The 14,016-nt window shown below is 61.7% G+C and carries 15 protein-coding genes; 12 read left to right on the top strand and 3 right to left on the bottom strand.

The annotated features are described in order from the left end of the window. The first annotated feature begins 13 nt into the window (after positions 1 to 13). From phnG to ACCD02_RS18225, 12 genes are all read left to right on the top strand, one after another. A complete protein-coding gene (gene phnG, locus ACCD02_RS18280; RefSeq protein WP_413304654.1) occupies positions 14 to 469 on the top strand; it encodes a phosphonate C-P lyase system protein PhnG in 456 nt (151 codons plus the stop codon). Next, positions 469 to 1,065: a phosphonate C-P lyase system protein PhnH gene (phnH, locus tag ACCD02_RS18275; protein WP_413304652.1), complete on the top strand. Its 597-nt coding sequence runs from the start codon at positions 469 to 471 to the stop codon at positions 1,063 to 1,065. Before phnG ends, phnH begins: the two co-directional genes overlap by 1 nt. Then, positions 1,065 to 2,150, top strand: coding sequence for a carbon-phosphorus lyase complex subunit PhnI (locus ACCD02_RS18270; RefSeq protein WP_413304649.1), 1,086 nt, complete (start codon positions 1,065 to 1,067; stop codon positions 2,148 to 2,150). The genes phnH and ACCD02_RS18270 overlap by 1 nt, the downstream gene beginning before the upstream one ends. Further along, positions 2,147 to 3,022, top strand: a complete 876-nt coding sequence (locus ACCD02_RS18265) for an alpha-D-ribose 1-methylphosphonate 5-phosphate C-P-lyase PhnJ (RefSeq protein WP_413304647.1) — start codon at positions 2,147 to 2,149, stop codon at positions 3,020 to 3,022. The genes ACCD02_RS18270 and ACCD02_RS18265 overlap by 4 nt, the downstream gene beginning before the upstream one ends. Then, entirely contained in the window at positions 3,019 to 3,819 is an 801-nt protein-coding gene (gene phnK, locus ACCD02_RS18260) for a phosphonate C-P lyase system protein PhnK (protein WP_413304646.1), read from the top strand. The genes ACCD02_RS18265 and phnK overlap by 4 nt, the downstream gene beginning before the upstream one ends. A 22-nt stretch (positions 3,820 to 3,841) precedes the next feature. Continuing rightward, entirely contained in the window at positions 3,842 to 4,549 is a 708-nt protein-coding gene (gene phnL / locus ACCD02_RS18255) for a phosphonate C-P lyase system protein PhnL (RefSeq protein WP_413304645.1), read from the top strand. Further along, positions 4,543 to 5,688: an alpha-D-ribose 1-methylphosphonate 5-triphosphate diphosphatase gene (locus ACCD02_RS18250; protein ID WP_413304644.1), complete on the top strand. Its 1,146-nt coding sequence runs from the start codon at positions 4,543 to 4,545 to the stop codon at positions 5,686 to 5,688. Before phnL ends, ACCD02_RS18250 begins: the two co-directional genes overlap by 7 nt. After that, positions 5,688 to 6,254: a phosphonate metabolism protein/1,5-bisphosphokinase (PRPP-forming) PhnN gene (gene phnN / locus ACCD02_RS18245; protein ID WP_413304641.1), complete on the top strand. Its 567-nt coding sequence runs from the start codon at positions 5,688 to 5,690 to the stop codon at positions 6,252 to 6,254. The genes ACCD02_RS18250 and phnN overlap by 1 nt, the downstream gene beginning before the upstream one ends. After that, complete coding sequence (gene phnP, locus ACCD02_RS18240) at positions 6,245 to 6,994, top strand: phosphonate metabolism protein PhnP (RefSeq protein ID WP_413304638.1); 750 nt, start codon at positions 6,245 to 6,247, stop codon at positions 6,992 to 6,994. The genes phnN and phnP overlap by 10 nt, the downstream gene beginning before the upstream one ends. A gap of 319 nt (positions 6,995 to 7,313) precedes the next feature. After that, a complete protein-coding gene (locus ACCD02_RS18235; RefSeq protein WP_413304636.1) occupies positions 7,314 to 7,538 on the top strand; it encodes a hypothetical protein in 225 nt (74 codons plus the stop codon). A gap of 163 nt (positions 7,539 to 7,701) precedes the next feature. Then, positions 7,702 to 9,048, top strand: a complete 1,347-nt coding sequence (locus ACCD02_RS18230; protein ID WP_413304634.1) for an OprD family porin — start codon at positions 7,702 to 7,704, stop codon at positions 9,046 to 9,048. Between the two features lie 714 nt (positions 9,049 to 9,762). Next, positions 9,763 to 10,053 carry a hypothetical protein gene (locus ACCD02_RS18225; protein ID WP_413304632.1) on the top strand — a complete coding sequence of 97 codons (291 nt, stop codon included), beginning with the start codon at positions 9,763 to 9,765 and terminating at the stop codon, positions 10,051 to 10,053. Between the two features lie 199 nt (positions 10,054 to 10,252). Here ACCD02_RS18225 and ACCD02_RS18220 read toward each other — a convergent pair whose 3' ends face one another. From ACCD02_RS18220 to ACCD02_RS18210, 3 genes are read right to left on the bottom strand one after another with little or no spacing between them, the layout of a single operon-like run. Then, positions 10,253 to 11,305 carry an ABC transporter substrate-binding protein gene (locus ACCD02_RS18220; protein WP_413304630.1) on the bottom strand — a complete coding sequence of 351 codons (1,053 nt, stop codon included), beginning with the start codon at positions 11,303 to 11,305 and terminating at the stop codon, positions 10,253 to 10,255. Further along, positions 11,302 to 12,486: an NAD(P)/FAD-dependent oxidoreductase gene (locus tag ACCD02_RS18215; RefSeq protein ID WP_413304627.1), complete on the bottom strand. Its 1,185-nt coding sequence runs from the start codon at positions 12,484 to 12,486 to the stop codon at positions 11,302 to 11,304. The genes ACCD02_RS18220 and ACCD02_RS18215 overlap by 4 nt, the downstream gene beginning before the upstream one ends. Continuing rightward, positions 12,483 to 13,844 (bottom strand): FAD-dependent oxidoreductase, encoded by a 1,362-nt coding sequence (locus ACCD02_RS18210; RefSeq protein ID WP_413304624.1) that lies wholly within the window; start codon positions 13,842 to 13,844, stop codon positions 12,483 to 12,485. Before ACCD02_RS18210 ends, ACCD02_RS18215 begins: the two co-directional genes overlap by 4 nt. Positions 13,845 to 14,016 lie beyond the last annotated feature (172 nt).

The following is a 14,016-nucleotide window of genomic DNA, read 5'->3' as shown; positions in this document are numbered from 1 at the left end:
GGAGATGCCGACTATGTCCCCTGAACTGCCCCACACCATTGCCGACCGCCAACGCTGGATAGGTGTGCTGGCCAAAGCCGAAGGCGCTGAATTGCGTCGCCATGAATCGGCCTTGCGTGACGCCGAATATCAGCTGATCCGCGCTCCGGAAATCGGCATGACCCTGGTCCGTGGCCGCATGGGCGGCAGCGGCGCGCCATTCAACCTCGGTGAAATGAGCGTGACCCGTTGCGTGGTACGCCTGGCCGACGGCCGCACCGGCTATAGCTACCTGGCCGGACGCGACAAGGCCCGTGCCGAGCTGGCCGCGCTGGCCGACGCCCATCTGCAAGGCCCGCAGAAACAGCATTGGCTCAACGAACTGATCGAACCCCTGGCTCTGGCACAGGCTGCGCGCCGGGCCCGCCAGGACGCTGAAACTGCTGCGACCAAAGTGGAATTCTTCACCCTGGTCCGAGGAGAAAACTGATGAGTGCAACCCTTCTGCAACCGGCATTCGCCGACCCGGTGCTGGACGCCCAGCGCAGTTTTCGCGTGGCCCTCAAGGCCCTGGCCGGTCCCGGCGTGACCCATTGCCTGCAACCGGCTCATCAGCCGCCGGCATTGCCGGGCCTGGCCGCCGCCACCCACGCCCTGTGCCTGGCCCTGCTGGACCTGGACACCCCGCTGTGGCTGGCCCCGGCCTTCGACACCCCGGCGATTCGCGCCAACCTGTCGTTCCACTGCGGCTGCCCGATTGTCAGCGACCGGCAGAACGCACGCTTTGCCTTGCTCGATGAAAATCAGCTGAGCGACCTCAGCGGTTTCGACCTGGGTAACGACCGCTACCCCGATCAGTCCTGCACTTTGCTGATCCAACTGAGCAGCCTCAATGGCGGCCGCACCCTGAGCTGGCGCGGGCCGGGCATCCAGCATGAAAACCGCGTGGGCCTGCCGCTGCAGGACAGCTTCTGGCAGCAACGCGGACTGCATAATGACTTCCCCCGTGGCCTGGATGTGTTCTTCCTGGCGGGCAGTGAATTGCTCGGCCTGCCGCGTAGCACCCGTGTAGAGGAGGGCGTCTGATGTATGTCGCCGTCAAGGGTGGCGAACAGGCCATCGATAACGCCCATCGCCTGCTGGCCAGGCAACGCCGGGGCGATCTTTGCGTTGCCGAACTGGATGTCGAACAGATCCGTCAGCAACTGCCCCTGGCCGTGGCCCGGGTCATGACCGAAGGCTCGCTGTACGACGAACAACTGGCCGCACTGGCGATCAAGCAGGCCGCAGGCGATCTGATCGAAGCGATCTTCCTGCTGCGTGCCTACCGCACCACCTTGCCACGCTTCAATGCCAGCCTGCCTCTGGATACCGGCGCCATGCAGCTCAAACGACGTTTGTCCGCCACCTTCAAAGACCTGCCGGGCGGGCAACTGCTCGGCCCGACCTTTGACTACACCCACCGCCTGCTGGATTTCAGCCTGCTGGCCGAAGGTGAGTTTCCGGGTCCACAGGTGCAGGAAGACGCTGCCCTGGAAAGCTGCCCGAGGGTGCTGGGCCTGCTGGCCAGGGAGGGGCTGATCAAGGAAGAGCATGATCATGGCGCGGCAGTGGCCGATATCACTCGCGAACCCATCGAGTATCCGGCTGATCGTGCCCAGCGCCTGCAGGCCTTGGCTCGTGGCGACGAAGGCTTTCTGCTGGCCCTGAGTTATTCGACCCAGCGCGGTTACGGGCGCAATCACCCCTTTGCCGGGGAGATTCGCATCGGTGAAGTGGAGGTATGGATCGAGCCGGACGAGCTGGGTTTTCCCATCGCCATCGGCAGCCTGCAAGTGACTGAGTGCGAGATGGTCAACCAGTTCGTCGGCAGTGGCGACGAGCCCGCGCAGTTCACTCGCGGCTATGGCCTGGCCTTCGGGCATGCCGAGCGCAAGGCCATGGCCATGGCCTTGGTCGACCGTTCCCTGCGCGCTGAGGAATACAACGAAGACATCCAGTCCCCGGCGCAGCAGCAGGAGTTTGTCCTGGCCCACTGCGACAACGTCGAGGCGGCCGGTTTTGTCTCCCACCTCAAGCTGCCGCACTACGTCGATTTCCAGGCTGAACTGGAACTGATCCGCAAGTTGCGCAACCCCGTCGGCCCCGCTGACAAGGAGCCCAAGCCATGAATGCCTACCACTCGCCACGTCAGGAGCGCGACGAAGCCTATAACTTCGCCTACCTGGACGAGCAGACCAAACGCATGATCCGCCGCGCCCTGCTCAAGGCTGTGGCGATTCCCGGCTACCAGGTGCCGTTCGGTGGCCGCGAGATGCCCTTGCCCTATGGCTGGGGCACCGGCGGCATGCAACTGACCGCCGCGATCCTCGGCGCCGAAGACGTACTCAAGGTCATCGACCAGGGGGCCGACGACACCACCAATGCGGTGTCGATCCGCCGCTTCTTCGCCCGTACCGCAGGCGTTGCGACGACAGAACGAACGCCTGAGGCCACGGTGATTCAGACTCGTCACCGTATCCCGGAAACGCCCTTGCATGCCGATCAGATCATGGTCTATCAGGTGCCGATTCCCGAGCCGCTGCGCTTTATCGAGCCTTCGGAAAACGAAACCCGCACCCTGCATGCGCTCAACGATTACGGGGTGATGCACGTAAAACTGTATGAGGACATCGCCACCTTCGGCCATATCGCCACCGCCTACGCCTACCCGGTGATGGTGGACGGACGCTACGTGATGGATCCGTCACCGATTCCGAAATTCGACAACCCCAAGCTCGACATGAGCCCGGCCCTGATGCTGTTCGGCGCCGGCCGGGAAAAGCGCCTGTATGCCGTGCCGCCTTATACCCAGGTGGCCAGCCTGGACTTCGAGGATCACCCGTTCGAAGTGCAGCGTTGGGAGCAGAGCTGCGCGATTTGCGGCAGTCACGACTCCTTCCTCGACGAACTGATCCTCGACGATGCCGGGACTCAAAGCTTCGTCTGTTCCGACACCGATTACTGCGCCCAGCGTGTCGAGACCCTCAAGGAGCGCCCATGAATAGCATGATCAAGCCAAAGCTCAAGCCTGAGCCGTTGTTGCGGGTGCGTGACCTGACCCGGTTGTACGGCCCGGAGAAAGGCTGCGACGGCGTCGGTTTCGAGCTATATCCCGGCGAAGTGCTGGGTATCGTCGGCGAGTCCGGTTCGGGCAAGTCCACCTTGCTGTCGTTGCTTAGCGGGCGCTGCCCGCCGGATCGCGGCGGCATCGACTACCGCCGCGGCGATGGCCGCTGGCTCGACCTGTACAGCGCCAGCGAAGCCGAGCGCCGCACCCTGTTGCGCACCGAGTGGGGCTTCGTCGAACAGAGCCCCCGCGACGGTCTGCGCATGGGCGTGTCGGCCGGGGCCAATATCGGCGAGCGGCTGATGGCCCAGGGCGTGCGCAACTATCAACAACTGCGCAACGCCGGGATCGACTGGTTGAGCCAGGTGGAGATCGACCCGCTGCGCATCGACGACCTGCCACGGACCTTTTCCGGTGGCATGCAACAGCGCCTGCAGATCGCCCGCAACCTGGTGTCCAACCCGCGCCTGGTATTCATGGACGAGCCTACCGGCGGTCTTGATGTCTCGGTGCAGGCGCGACTGCTCGACCTGCTGCGCGGCCTGGTGCGTGAACTGGATCTGGCAGTGGTGATCGTCACCCACGACCTGGCGGTGGCCCGTCTGCTGGCTGACCGTTTGATGGTCATGCGCCGCTCCCGCGTGGTGGAGAGCGGCCTGACCGACCAGATCCTCGACGACCCGCAGCATCCGTATTCGCAACTGCTGGTTTCTTCGGTACTGCAACCGTGAACCGGCCCAGGGGAGATGCCTGATGAGCAACCTGATCGAGGTCCGCGACCTCTCGAAAACCTTCACCCTGCATCAACAGAACGGCGTGGTGCTGAATGTTCTGGAGCGCTTGAATTTCGCCGTGCGCGGCGCAGAATGCCTGGTCCTGCACGGCGACTCCGGCGCGGGCAAAAGTACCTTGCTGCGCACCCTGTACGGCAATTACCTGCCTGCCGGTGGCAGCATCCGCGTGCAGCATGACGGTGACTGGCTGGAGCTGGTTGGCGCTGAACCCCGTGACGTCCTGGCCGTACGCCGCCAGACCCTGGGCTATGTCAGCCAGTTCCTGCGGGTGATCCCGCGGGTCGCCAGCCTGGATGTGGTCATGGAACCGGCCCTGGCCCGGGGCTGGTCGAAGGCCGAGGCCCGGGAGCGCGCCGAGGCCCTGCTGAGCCGTCTTAACATCCCTCGGCGCCTGTGGCAGCTGGCGCCGGGGACCTTCTCCGGCGGCGAGCAGCAGCGCATCAATATTGCCCGGGGCTTCATGGTGCCCTGGCCGATCCTGCTGCTGGACGAACCCACCGCATCCCTGGACGACAATAATTGCCAGGTGGTGCTGGAACTGATGCATGAAGCCCGTCAGGCCGGTGCCGCCCTGATCGGTATATTCCACGACCAGAACGTGCGCCAGGCCATTGCCAACCGCCACCTGGACATGACTGCCCTTGCCAAGGAACCTCTGCCATGCTGAACGAACAGATCCTGACCAATGCCCAGGTGGTTACCGCCGACCGCGTGTTCCTCGGCTCCGTGGTCCTGCGCGACGGCTTGATCACTGCGGTGGAAGAGGGCCGCAGCCAGTTGCCTCAGGCGGTGGACCTGCAGGGCGACTACCTGCTGCCGGGCCTGGTGGAGCTGCATACCGACAACCTTGAAAAGCACCTGTCGCCGCGCCCCGGCGTCGACTGGCCGTCGGCCTCGGCGGTGCTCAGTCACGATGCGCAGATCGTCGCAGCGGGCATCACCACAGTGTTCGACGCCCTGTCCATTGGTGACGTCAACCCCAAGGGCAAGCGCATGCAGCAGCTGCCGTCCATGCTCGACGCCATCGCCAAGGCCCAGGTTGCCGGGCAGACCCGCGCAGAACACCTGCTGCATCTGCGCTGCGAAGTCAGCCACCCGGACACTCTGAGCGTGTTCCGCGACCTGGTGGAACAGCCGCTGGTGCAGCTGGTCTCGGTGATGGATCATGCGCCGGGCCAGCGCCAGTTTGCGCTGGAGTCCAAATATCGCGAGTACTACATGGGCAAATACCATCTGTCGGCGGCGGAAATGGACAGTTTTATCGTCGAGCAGGTAGGTAACTCCCGGGAGTACAGCGATCGCTATCGCCGTGCCATCGTCGAGATCTGCCTGCAGCGCGGCCTGTCGGTGGCCAGTCACGACGATGCAACACTGGCCCATGTCGAGGAGTCAGCCGGGTATGGCATGTCCATCGCCGAGTTCCCCACCACACTGGAAGCGGCGCAGGCCTGTCGACGCCTGGGCATGAGTGTGCTCATGGGGGCGCCCAATGTCGTAAGGGGCGGTTCGCATTCGGGCAACGTGGCGGCGGCGGGGCTGGCGCAACAAGGGCTGTTGGATATTCTGTCCAGCGACTATTATCCCGCCAGCCTGCTGCAGGCTGCGTTCGCCCTGGCAGCAGAGGACGGCCATTGCGACTTGCCCCAGGCGATGAATATGGTCAGCCGCGCGCCCGCCCGCTCTGCCGGGCTTGAGGATCGCGGGGAAATTCGCGTCGGGCTGCGTGCCGACCTGTTGCAGGCGCGTACCCAGGGGACGCTGCCGGTGATCCAGCAGGTCTGGCGGCAGGCAAAGAGGGTGTTTTGATGACAGGCAGGTTGATCTATCTCATCGGGCCGTCGGGTTCAGGCAAGGACAGCCTGCTGGACGCGGCGCGCGACGATCTTGCGGCCAATGGCTGCCGGATCGTGCGCCGGGTGATTACCCGTTCGGCCGAGGCCGTGGGGGAGGCCGCCCAGGCGGTTACCGTAGAGCAATTCAGCGCCATGCAGGCCCAAGGCGAATTTGCCATGAGCTGGCAGGCCAACGGCTTGCACTACGGTATTCCCAAGGAGATCGACGACTGGCTGGCCCAGGGCCTGGATGTGCTGGTCAATGGCTCCCGGGGCTATCTGCCACAGGCCTTGCAGCGCTATCCGCAACTGTTGGCGGTACTGCTCAAGGTTGATGATGCCGTGCTGCGCCGGCGCCTGTTGGCCCGTGGTCGCGAGACTCAGGAAGAGATCGAGGCCCGCCTGGCCCGCAACGGGCGTTTTACTGTGGAACTGCTGGCCGAGCATCCTGGGCTGTTGGTGCTGGACAACTCCGGCGACCTGCAACAGACCGTTGCCCGGCTGCTGCATCACGTCACCCACGCCCGCTTATGCGCCTGACCCTGCTCGGTACCGGCGATGCCCGTCAGGTGCCGGTTTATGGTTGCCAGTGTCCGGCTTGTCAGGCAGCCACCGCCGACTTGGGCCTGCGCCGCCTGCCATGCAGCGCCCTGGTCGAATGCGGCGGGCAACGCTGGCTGATCGACAGTGGCCTGCCCGACCTTGGCGAACGTTTCCCGCCCCATAGTCTGAGCGGCATCCTGCAAACCCACTACCACGCCGACCACGCCCAGGGCCTGCTGCATCTGCGCTGGGGCCATGGGTTGATCATTCCGGTGCATGGCCCGGCTGACCCGCAAGGGCTGGCCGACCTGTACAAGCACCCCGGGATTCTCGATTTCAGCCAGCCATTCAGCGCCTTCGAACAGCGGGGCTTGGGTGAGATCAGGGTGACGGCACTACCGCTGACCCATTCCAAGCCCACCTTCGGTTACCTGATCGAAGGCGATGGCCGCCTGATCGCCTACCTCACCGACACCGTCGGCCTGCCGGAAAACACCCTCGAACTGTTGCAACAACGGCCATTGGACCTGTTGGTGCTGGATTGCTCCATGCCGCCGCAACCCCAGACACCGCGCAATCACAATGACCTGACCCTGGCTCTGGATAGTATTGCCCGGTTGCAGCCTAAGCAGGCGGTGCTGACCCATATCGGCCATACCCTGGATGCCTGGTTGATGGAGCAGCCGCGCAGTTTGCCGGGGAATGTGGTTATCGGGCGTGATGGCGCGATTTACTGAGGACTCTTCTCAATCATCACAAAACCTGTTGAATCACCGGCGCCCTGTGGGAGCGAATTCATTCGCGAAGAGGGCAGTTCACCGACACAGATCAGTCGTCTGTAATACCGCTTTCGCGAATGAATTCGCTCCCACCCTGCCCAGTATCTCTTGCATGAAATCGCCAAGGCTTTAAAAACGTGCCCTGCAGCCCAATTCATTACCTTCCATATAAATAATATAAATATCCCTAACTTTCTCTTCACTTGGTTCATGTGCCGATGATTCCTATTATTGAACTCGTCCACACAAAACTTGCACACGCAAGAAGGTTGTTATCATGTCACGCTCCATTCGTATTGCTGGCGCATTGGTATTATCGTCCTTTCTCTTTGCTCCTCTGGCCATGGCCGAAGAGTCGCCGGTCTTTGCCTCCCGGGCAATGGCTCAGGAGCAGAAGGTTGAGCAACAGCAGCTAGCCTATGAGAACAGCAAGAAAGACGACCTCAAGACCCAGCAGGCTTCGGCCGTACCGACTGACTCCGTTAAAGGCAGTCACACCTGATCCCTTCCTCTTGTCGCAACACTACCAGGCCGCTGTTTTAGCGGCCTTTTTATAAGTGTGTAAAGACCGGCCTGCATAAAGGTCCGGCTAATAAAAAATACCTGGCTGGTGAAAATAAAAGACTGCCAAAGTTAAATAATATTTACCAAGGGGTTTATATATTGTGATGCGCCCATTTCGACTCAGTCCGTTATTTATCGCGCTCGCCGCAACCTTGCCTGTCATGGCCCACGCCGACGACAGTAGCGCAACCAAGGAGGGTTTCATCGACGGTTCAAGCCTGACCCTGGACCTGAAAAACTACTATTTCAACCACGACCGTCACGACGGCAAGCAGGACAGCAAGGAGTGGGGCCAGGGCTTTATTGGCGTATTTCAATCCGGCTTCACCCAGGGCCCGATCGGCTTGGGCATTGATGCCAACGCCATGCTCGGCCTCAAACTCGACGGCGGTGGCGGCAGCGGCGGTTCCAGCATCCTGCCGACCACGGCACCCGACCCTAACAAGAGTAATCTCTACGGCGATGCCCCAGATTCCTTCTCGTCAGCGGGTGGCGCCTTGAAGATGCGTGCTTTCGATACCGTACTCAAGGCCGGTGACCTGTTCCTCAGCAACCCGGTCATCGCCGGTGGTGCTTCGCGCATGCTGCCCATGACCTTTCGCGGGTTCAGCCTGAACAACACCAGCTTTGATCATCTGGTACTGGATGCCGGGCAGGTCAGCTTCGACAAATTGTTCAACCAGAGCGGCAACGGCCGCATCGGCACCTACTACGGCGTGCTGCCGGACAACGGCGAAAGCAAGCACCTGAGCTGGGCCGGTGGCACTTACACCGGTATTCCGGGCCTGACCTCCAGCCTCTACGCTGCGCAACTCAAGGACATCTGGAACCAGTATTACTACGACCTGGACTACACCTGGGCGCTCAACGAGCTGGTCAGCCTCAACCCCGGCTTCCATTACTACCGCACCCAGGACAGCGGTCAGGCCTTGCTCGGCAACATCGACAACAACACCTACAGCCTGCACTTGGGCGTCACCGTCGGTCATCAAAGCCTGGTGACCTCGTTCCAGAAGGTCAATGGCAACACCCCGTTCGACTACATTCAGGACGGCGACAGCATCTACCTGGATAACTCCCAGCAATACTCCGACTTCAACGCCCCCGGCGAGAAATCCTGGAAACTGCAATACGGCTATGACTTCGCCGGTTGGAACATGCCCGGCCTGACTTCGGCAGTGTCCTACACCCGCGGCACCATGGACTTGAGCAACGCCAGCAACGCCGCTGACTCCGGTTACAACTATTACTACAACGCCGACGGCAGCGACGCCAAACACTGGGAACGCGATGTCGATCTCAAATACGTTGTACAGGGCGGCCCGGCGAAAAACCTCGGCGTGCGTTTGCGCTGGGCGACCAATAGAGGCGGCGAGGGTTATAAAACCGTGGACCACAATATCGATGAGTATCGGGTGATTGTTGATTATCCAATCAATATATTTTGATCGTGTTTAATTAGCTCCCTGAATCGCCGCCACCCCCTGTGGGAGCGAGGCTTGCCCGCGAAGAGGCCGGTACATCCGACGGATCATCTGGATCCGAACTGTCGTCTCCACGAGCAAGCCGCTCTGCAATAAATTTTGCTGCTAGCGAGTTGGGTTTTGTCAGGTCTACATATCGGTGATTTTCAAAATAAAGTATTGCGTAATTATGGGCTCTTATCATATTCATCGAGTATTCGAGTGAGTGTTTGACAAGGTTTAATATTTTCTCTGCCATGCAGCAATGTTGCGTATGTAAATATGTCTATGAGTGCTGAATCTGGAGAAAAAAGGAAAAGTCCTACAAAATTTATGCAGCGGCCAATATCAGGTAGGAGCCAACTTGTTGGCGAGCTTTTCTTACGCGCAGAGTCAGACACATCGCCTCGCGAACAAGTTTGCTCCTACCGAGTGGGTTTTCTGCTTGCAGGCTTGCGTCGTCCAACCTGCATCCCTATAGTTCGCGCCGTCGCTGCAAAATCAGCGACCGGGTTTGGTCACCCGTCAGAACACGCGTATGCGTCTCCTTGAAAGGCAGGCATCTTCGATGTCGGCATGCTTCATGGCGGCTGTGTATGGGACGCCTTCGGGCGTGCCGGCTGCGTGTTCTCCGGTTGACCAACCTGTGCACAGTCCGCCACCCATCGTTTGGTCACGATGGTGGCGGTTCTTGAACTCATGAGAACCGCAATTATGCATATGAATCGCTATATCCCGCTCACCGCCCTCACCAGCGCCACACCTTCTCTGTATATCGACACCCACGCCGATCCCCAGGACCTCCACGACTACGCTACCCAGCGCATTCAGGTCGCCACCGACCTGCTCGAAAGCGTGACCTGCCTGAGCCTCAGCAATACCTGCGACCGCGATCTGCCACGTTTCGCCAATGCGGCGTATCTGCTACTGCGTGATGGGGTGGATGTGTTGGAAGTGATTCGGACGCAGAGGGGGCGCCAGGCACTGTAGACGAGCGCTTGACAGGGGACAGGAGCAAATCTGGTGGGAGCGAATTCATTCGCGAATGGGCCAGTACATCCGACGCATTAGTAGCGTCTGAAATCCGGCTTTCGCGAATGAATTCGCTCCCACAGGTTTTTGGTTAGTCCGTAGACTTTGCGTTGTTGATAACAATGGCGCCGGTCCTACGGACTCCTATATCTAGCTACTACCGCTCAATCGTCTTGTTCCACCGCGCATTCCACTCCGGCCGCAACTGGTTGACCTGATCCCAATCAATGGTCACCGCTGTTTCCAGGTACCTGTTCATTGCCTCAACCTGGCCGCGAGTACGGTCGGTGGTGGGGGTTTTCGGGTTGGAGGGGATCTGGTCGCCGAGTTCAAGCGCAGGGGCCTGAGCTTCCGGGGTAAGGAGGAATGCGGCGAGTTTTTGTGCCAGTTCCGGCTGGTCGTTCTTGGCGATCACGCATTCGGCGACGTTGAGCACCACGGCGCCTTCTTTCGGTGGTGCGTATTCCACCGGGATGCCCTTGAGTTTGAGGGCGGTGACGCCGGTCGGGGTCAGGGGGAAGATTGCGGCTTCGCCGGTCTGGACCATCTCGGAGATCTTCGCTGAGCTGGCGATGTATTCCAGCACGTTGGGGCCGATGGTTTTTGGCCAGGCCTTGAAGCCCGGTTCGACGTTGGTTTCGCTGCCGCCCTGAATACGGTTGAACATCAGGAAACCGTGAAGGCCGAAGGTCGAGGACGACATCGACTGGAACACCAGTTTTTCCTTGTAGCGCTTGTCGGCCATGTCCATCCAGGAGGTCGGCGCGCTCCAGCCGTTTTCCTTGAACATCTTGGTGTTGTAGGCCAGGCCGGTAACGCCCAGGTTCACGGCGACGGCCTGGTCCTTGATCTTGCCCTTGGCCGGGATGTCGGCAAGCGGCGCGCTGTCTTGCAGCTTGTCGCACAGGCCCATGGAGATGGCCCGGTACATGATGCCGTCATCAAGGAAAATGACGTGCATCTGCGGGTTGTCCTTGTTGGCCTGGACCTTGGCCAGGATGTCCGAGGAGGTGCCGGGCACGATCACCACCTTGACGTTGTTGGCCTTTTCGAAGGCCGGCAGGATCTGGTCAGCGTACAGGCGCTCCATGGTGCCGCCGTTCATGCCCAGGTAAAGCGTCGGTTCGGCCACTGCGGGAGCGGATGCGAGCAGGGCGGCCAGGGGCAGGCATGACAGGCCTGTGAGTGCGATGCGTTGCATGTTTTTCATGTTGACGACCTTCCTCTGTGCAATGGGATGACGTTATGGGGTAAGACGGATGGCGATTCAGCTACAGGCGCAGGTTGAAAGCGCCCGATGGAAAAGGCATCCAGGTTGATGACTGATTGACCGGCGCAGACCCACTCGGCCAGAGCTTCACCTGCGGCCGGACCGATCTGGAAACCGGAGCCGGCAAAGCCGAAACCGTGGAGCAGGCCGGGTTGCTTGAGGCTTGGGCCGAGCACCGGTTCGCGGTCGGGCAGGTAGCCTTCGGTGCCGCTCCAGGTGCGGATGGCCTGGGCCCCGGCCAGGGGCGGATAGAGTTCGACGGCGTTACGCAGAATCTCCAACACCGCCGCCTGACCGGGGCGGGCCCGGGCCGGGTCGAGGGCAAAGCCCTGGCCACCGCCGAGCACGCAGTTGCCTCGGGCCACTTGTCGGGCATAAATGCCGCCACCTTCGACGCCGGTGCTGACGTCCATGAACATCGGCAACGGCTCAGTGACCAGCATGGCCGGGTGGCCGGAGCGCATCGGCACCGGTTCGCCGAATTGCGCAGCCAGCTTCGCCGCCCACGCCCCGGCGCAGTTCAGCAGCCAGGGTGTGCGCAGCTGCAGGCCCGAGGCGGTACGAATCAGGAATGCCTGGCCATCGTGCTCCACCTCAACCACTTCGGCCTGTTCGAAAACCTGCGCACCCGCCCGTTTCGCTGCCTGTGCAAAGGCCGGCGATACCAGGCGCGGGTTGGCGTGGCCGTCGTCAGCACATAAAGAAGCCCCGACCGCCACATCACCGGCCCAGGGAAAACGTGCGCGCAGTTGCTCGCGATCAAGCAGCTGCAGGTCCAGACCAAAGCCCTGACTGGCCTCGGCGTAGGCACGCAGAGCGTTCATGTCGGTTTCGCTGCGGGCCAGTTTCAGATGGCCGGAGCGCAGGTATTCGCCGTCGACGCCGATCAGCTCGCGCAATCTGCCCCAGATAGCGTGGGCACGCTGCGACAGCGGCAGTTGCGACAGGGGACGGCCTTGACGGCGCACGCCGCCGTAGTTGACGCCGCTGGAATGGGAGCCGCAGAAATCCCGCTCCAGCAGGACCACGCGCTGGCCCTTGAGGGCCAGAGCCAAGGCAGCAGAGCTGCCGACGATACCGCCGCCCATGACCACGGCATCGACCTTGATCAAACCGCTCATTGTTCAGTCTCCAGCCCGAATGGCAGGGGCTTGATCGGCGCCTGGGCGCGCAGGCGGCCGACGCTTTGCACCGGCAGGGTGCAGCGTTGCGCAACTATTTCCGCCGCCGCCGAACCGCACATGCGTCCCTGGCAACGGCCCATGCCGACCCGGCACATGGCCTTGACCCGGTTGATTTCCCAATGGCCGTTATCGACCGTGGCCCGAATCTGCCCGGCACTGATTTCCTCGCAGCGACAGATCAGGGTGTTGTCCGGGGTGTTGAGGGCCCAGTCTTCCGGGAAGGGGAAGGCGGTTTCCAGGCCCTGACGGAAGCGGCTGATCCGCGCCAGCTGCTGTTGTAGATCCTCGCTGCGGGTGCGGTCGATGGCATGGCCTTCGTCAGCCAACAGGCTCAGGGCCGCCAGTTCACCGGCCATTTGTGCGGCATCGGCGCCCATGATTCCTGCACCGTCACCGGCCAGGTAGACATTGCTGACGCTGCTTCGGCCCCCGGCGTCGCGCTCAGGCAGCCAGGCGCGGTTCAGTGGATTCCAGCTGAAATCACAGCCGAGCAGATCGGCCAGTTGGGTTTCGCTGCGCAAAGCATGGGCGAAGGCCACGGCGTCGCAGGCCAGGTGCTTTTCCTGGCCGTTCTGCCGCCAGGACACCCGACTGACCCGGCGCTCACCATCGATACACAGCAGATCGGCGCCCTGATGCACAGGAATGCCGTGGGCGGTAAGCCAGCTGCGGTAATAGATGCCCTTGGCCAGGGTAGTCGGTTGCCCTAGCAACGCGGGCAGGGCGCGGCACTGAGCGCTGAAGGGCGAACTGTCGAGCACGGCGCGGACCTTGGCCCCGGCCTTGGCATACTGATAGGCGACCAGATAAAGCAACGGCCCGCTGCCGGCGAACACCACGTCCTGGCCGATGGCGCAGCCCTGGTATTTCAGGGCGATCTGCGCGGCACCGAGGCTATAGACGCCGGGCAAGGTCCAGCCTGGCACTGGCAGAACGCGGTCGGTGGCACCGCTGGCAACGATCAGACGGGAGAACTCGACCTGCCCGGCGCGCTTGTCACGCAAAGTATCCAGGCGATTGTCTTCGGCGTTCCAGACCAGGGTCTGGGGGCGGTAGTCGATCTGTTCAGCCAGTTGGTCGAGGGTATTGTGCAAGGTCACGGCCTTGGCGGCTTCGAAGCCATACAGGTCCTTGGGCGCGCGCTTGAAGTTCTGCGGCTGGCGCCGATAGATCTGCCCGCCACCGCGCAGGCCTTCGTCGATCAGGCAGGGGCGTATGCCATGGTCGAGCAGGGTCCGGGCGGCGGTGATGCCGGCAGGGCCTGCGCCAACTATTACGACCTGGGGCTTATTCATCACACTGCCTATTACTCTGGAAATTAAGACGGTTGTTTTTCGGGAGCGAGTTCTGCGAGGGGGAAATTTGTGGGAGCGAATTCATTCGCGAAGAGGCGGGTACATCCAATGCATATCTGCGCTCTGAAATACTGCATTCGCGAATGAATTCGCTCCTGCAATGGCTTTGTAC

It is taken from the genome of Pseudomonas sp. Pseusp88 (assembly GCF_047303955.1).
GTDB lineage: Bacteria > Pseudomonadota > Gammaproteobacteria > Pseudomonadales > Pseudomonadaceae > Aquipseudomonas.
Note: the sequence above shows the minus strand (reverse complement) of the source record. Positions and strands in the feature narration are given on the sequence as shown.

Coding starts and splice junctions, on each gene's coding strand:
- phnG (WP_413304654.1), top strand. CDS start 14: ATGTCCCCTGAACTGCCCCACACCATTGCCGACCGCCAACGCTGGATA.
- phnH (WP_413304652.1), top strand. CDS start 469: ATGAGTGCAACCCTTCTGCAACCGGCATTCGCCGACCCGGTGCTGGAC.
- ACCD02_RS18270 (WP_413304649.1), top strand. CDS start 1,065: ATGTATGTCGCCGTCAAGGGTGGCGAACAGGCCATCGATAACGCCCAT.
- ACCD02_RS18265 (WP_413304647.1), top strand. CDS start 2,147: ATGAATGCCTACCACTCGCCACGTCAGGAGCGCGACGAAGCCTATAAC.
- phnK (WP_413304646.1), top strand. CDS start 3,019: ATGAATAGCATGATCAAGCCAAAGCTCAAGCCTGAGCCGTTGTTGCGG.
- phnL (WP_413304645.1), top strand. CDS start 3,842: ATGAGCAACCTGATCGAGGTCCGCGACCTCTCGAAAACCTTCACCCTG.
- ACCD02_RS18250 (WP_413304644.1), top strand. CDS start 4,543: ATGCTGAACGAACAGATCCTGACCAATGCCCAGGTGGTTACCGCCGAC.
- phnN (WP_413304641.1), top strand. CDS start 5,688: ATGACAGGCAGGTTGATCTATCTCATCGGGCCGTCGGGTTCAGGCAAG.
- phnP (WP_413304638.1), top strand. CDS start 6,245: ATGCGCCTGACCCTGCTCGGTACCGGCGATGCCCGTCAGGTGCCGGTT.
- ACCD02_RS18235 (WP_413304636.1), top strand. CDS start 7,314: ATGTCACGCTCCATTCGTATTGCTGGCGCATTGGTATTATCGTCCTTT.
- ACCD02_RS18225 (WP_413304632.1), top strand. CDS start 9,763: ATGAGAACCGCAATTATGCATATGAATCGCTATATCCCGCTCACCGCC.
- ACCD02_RS18220 (WP_413304630.1), bottom strand. CDS start 11,305: ATGAAAAACATGCAACGCATCGCACTCACAGGCCTGTCATGCCTGCCC.
- ACCD02_RS18215 (WP_413304627.1), bottom strand. CDS start 12,486: ATGAGCGGTTTGATCAAGGTCGATGCCGTGGTCATGGGCGGCGGTATC.
- ACCD02_RS18210 (WP_413304624.1), bottom strand. CDS start 13,844: ATGAATAAGCCCCAGGTCGTAATAGTTGGCGCAGGCCCTGCCGGCATC.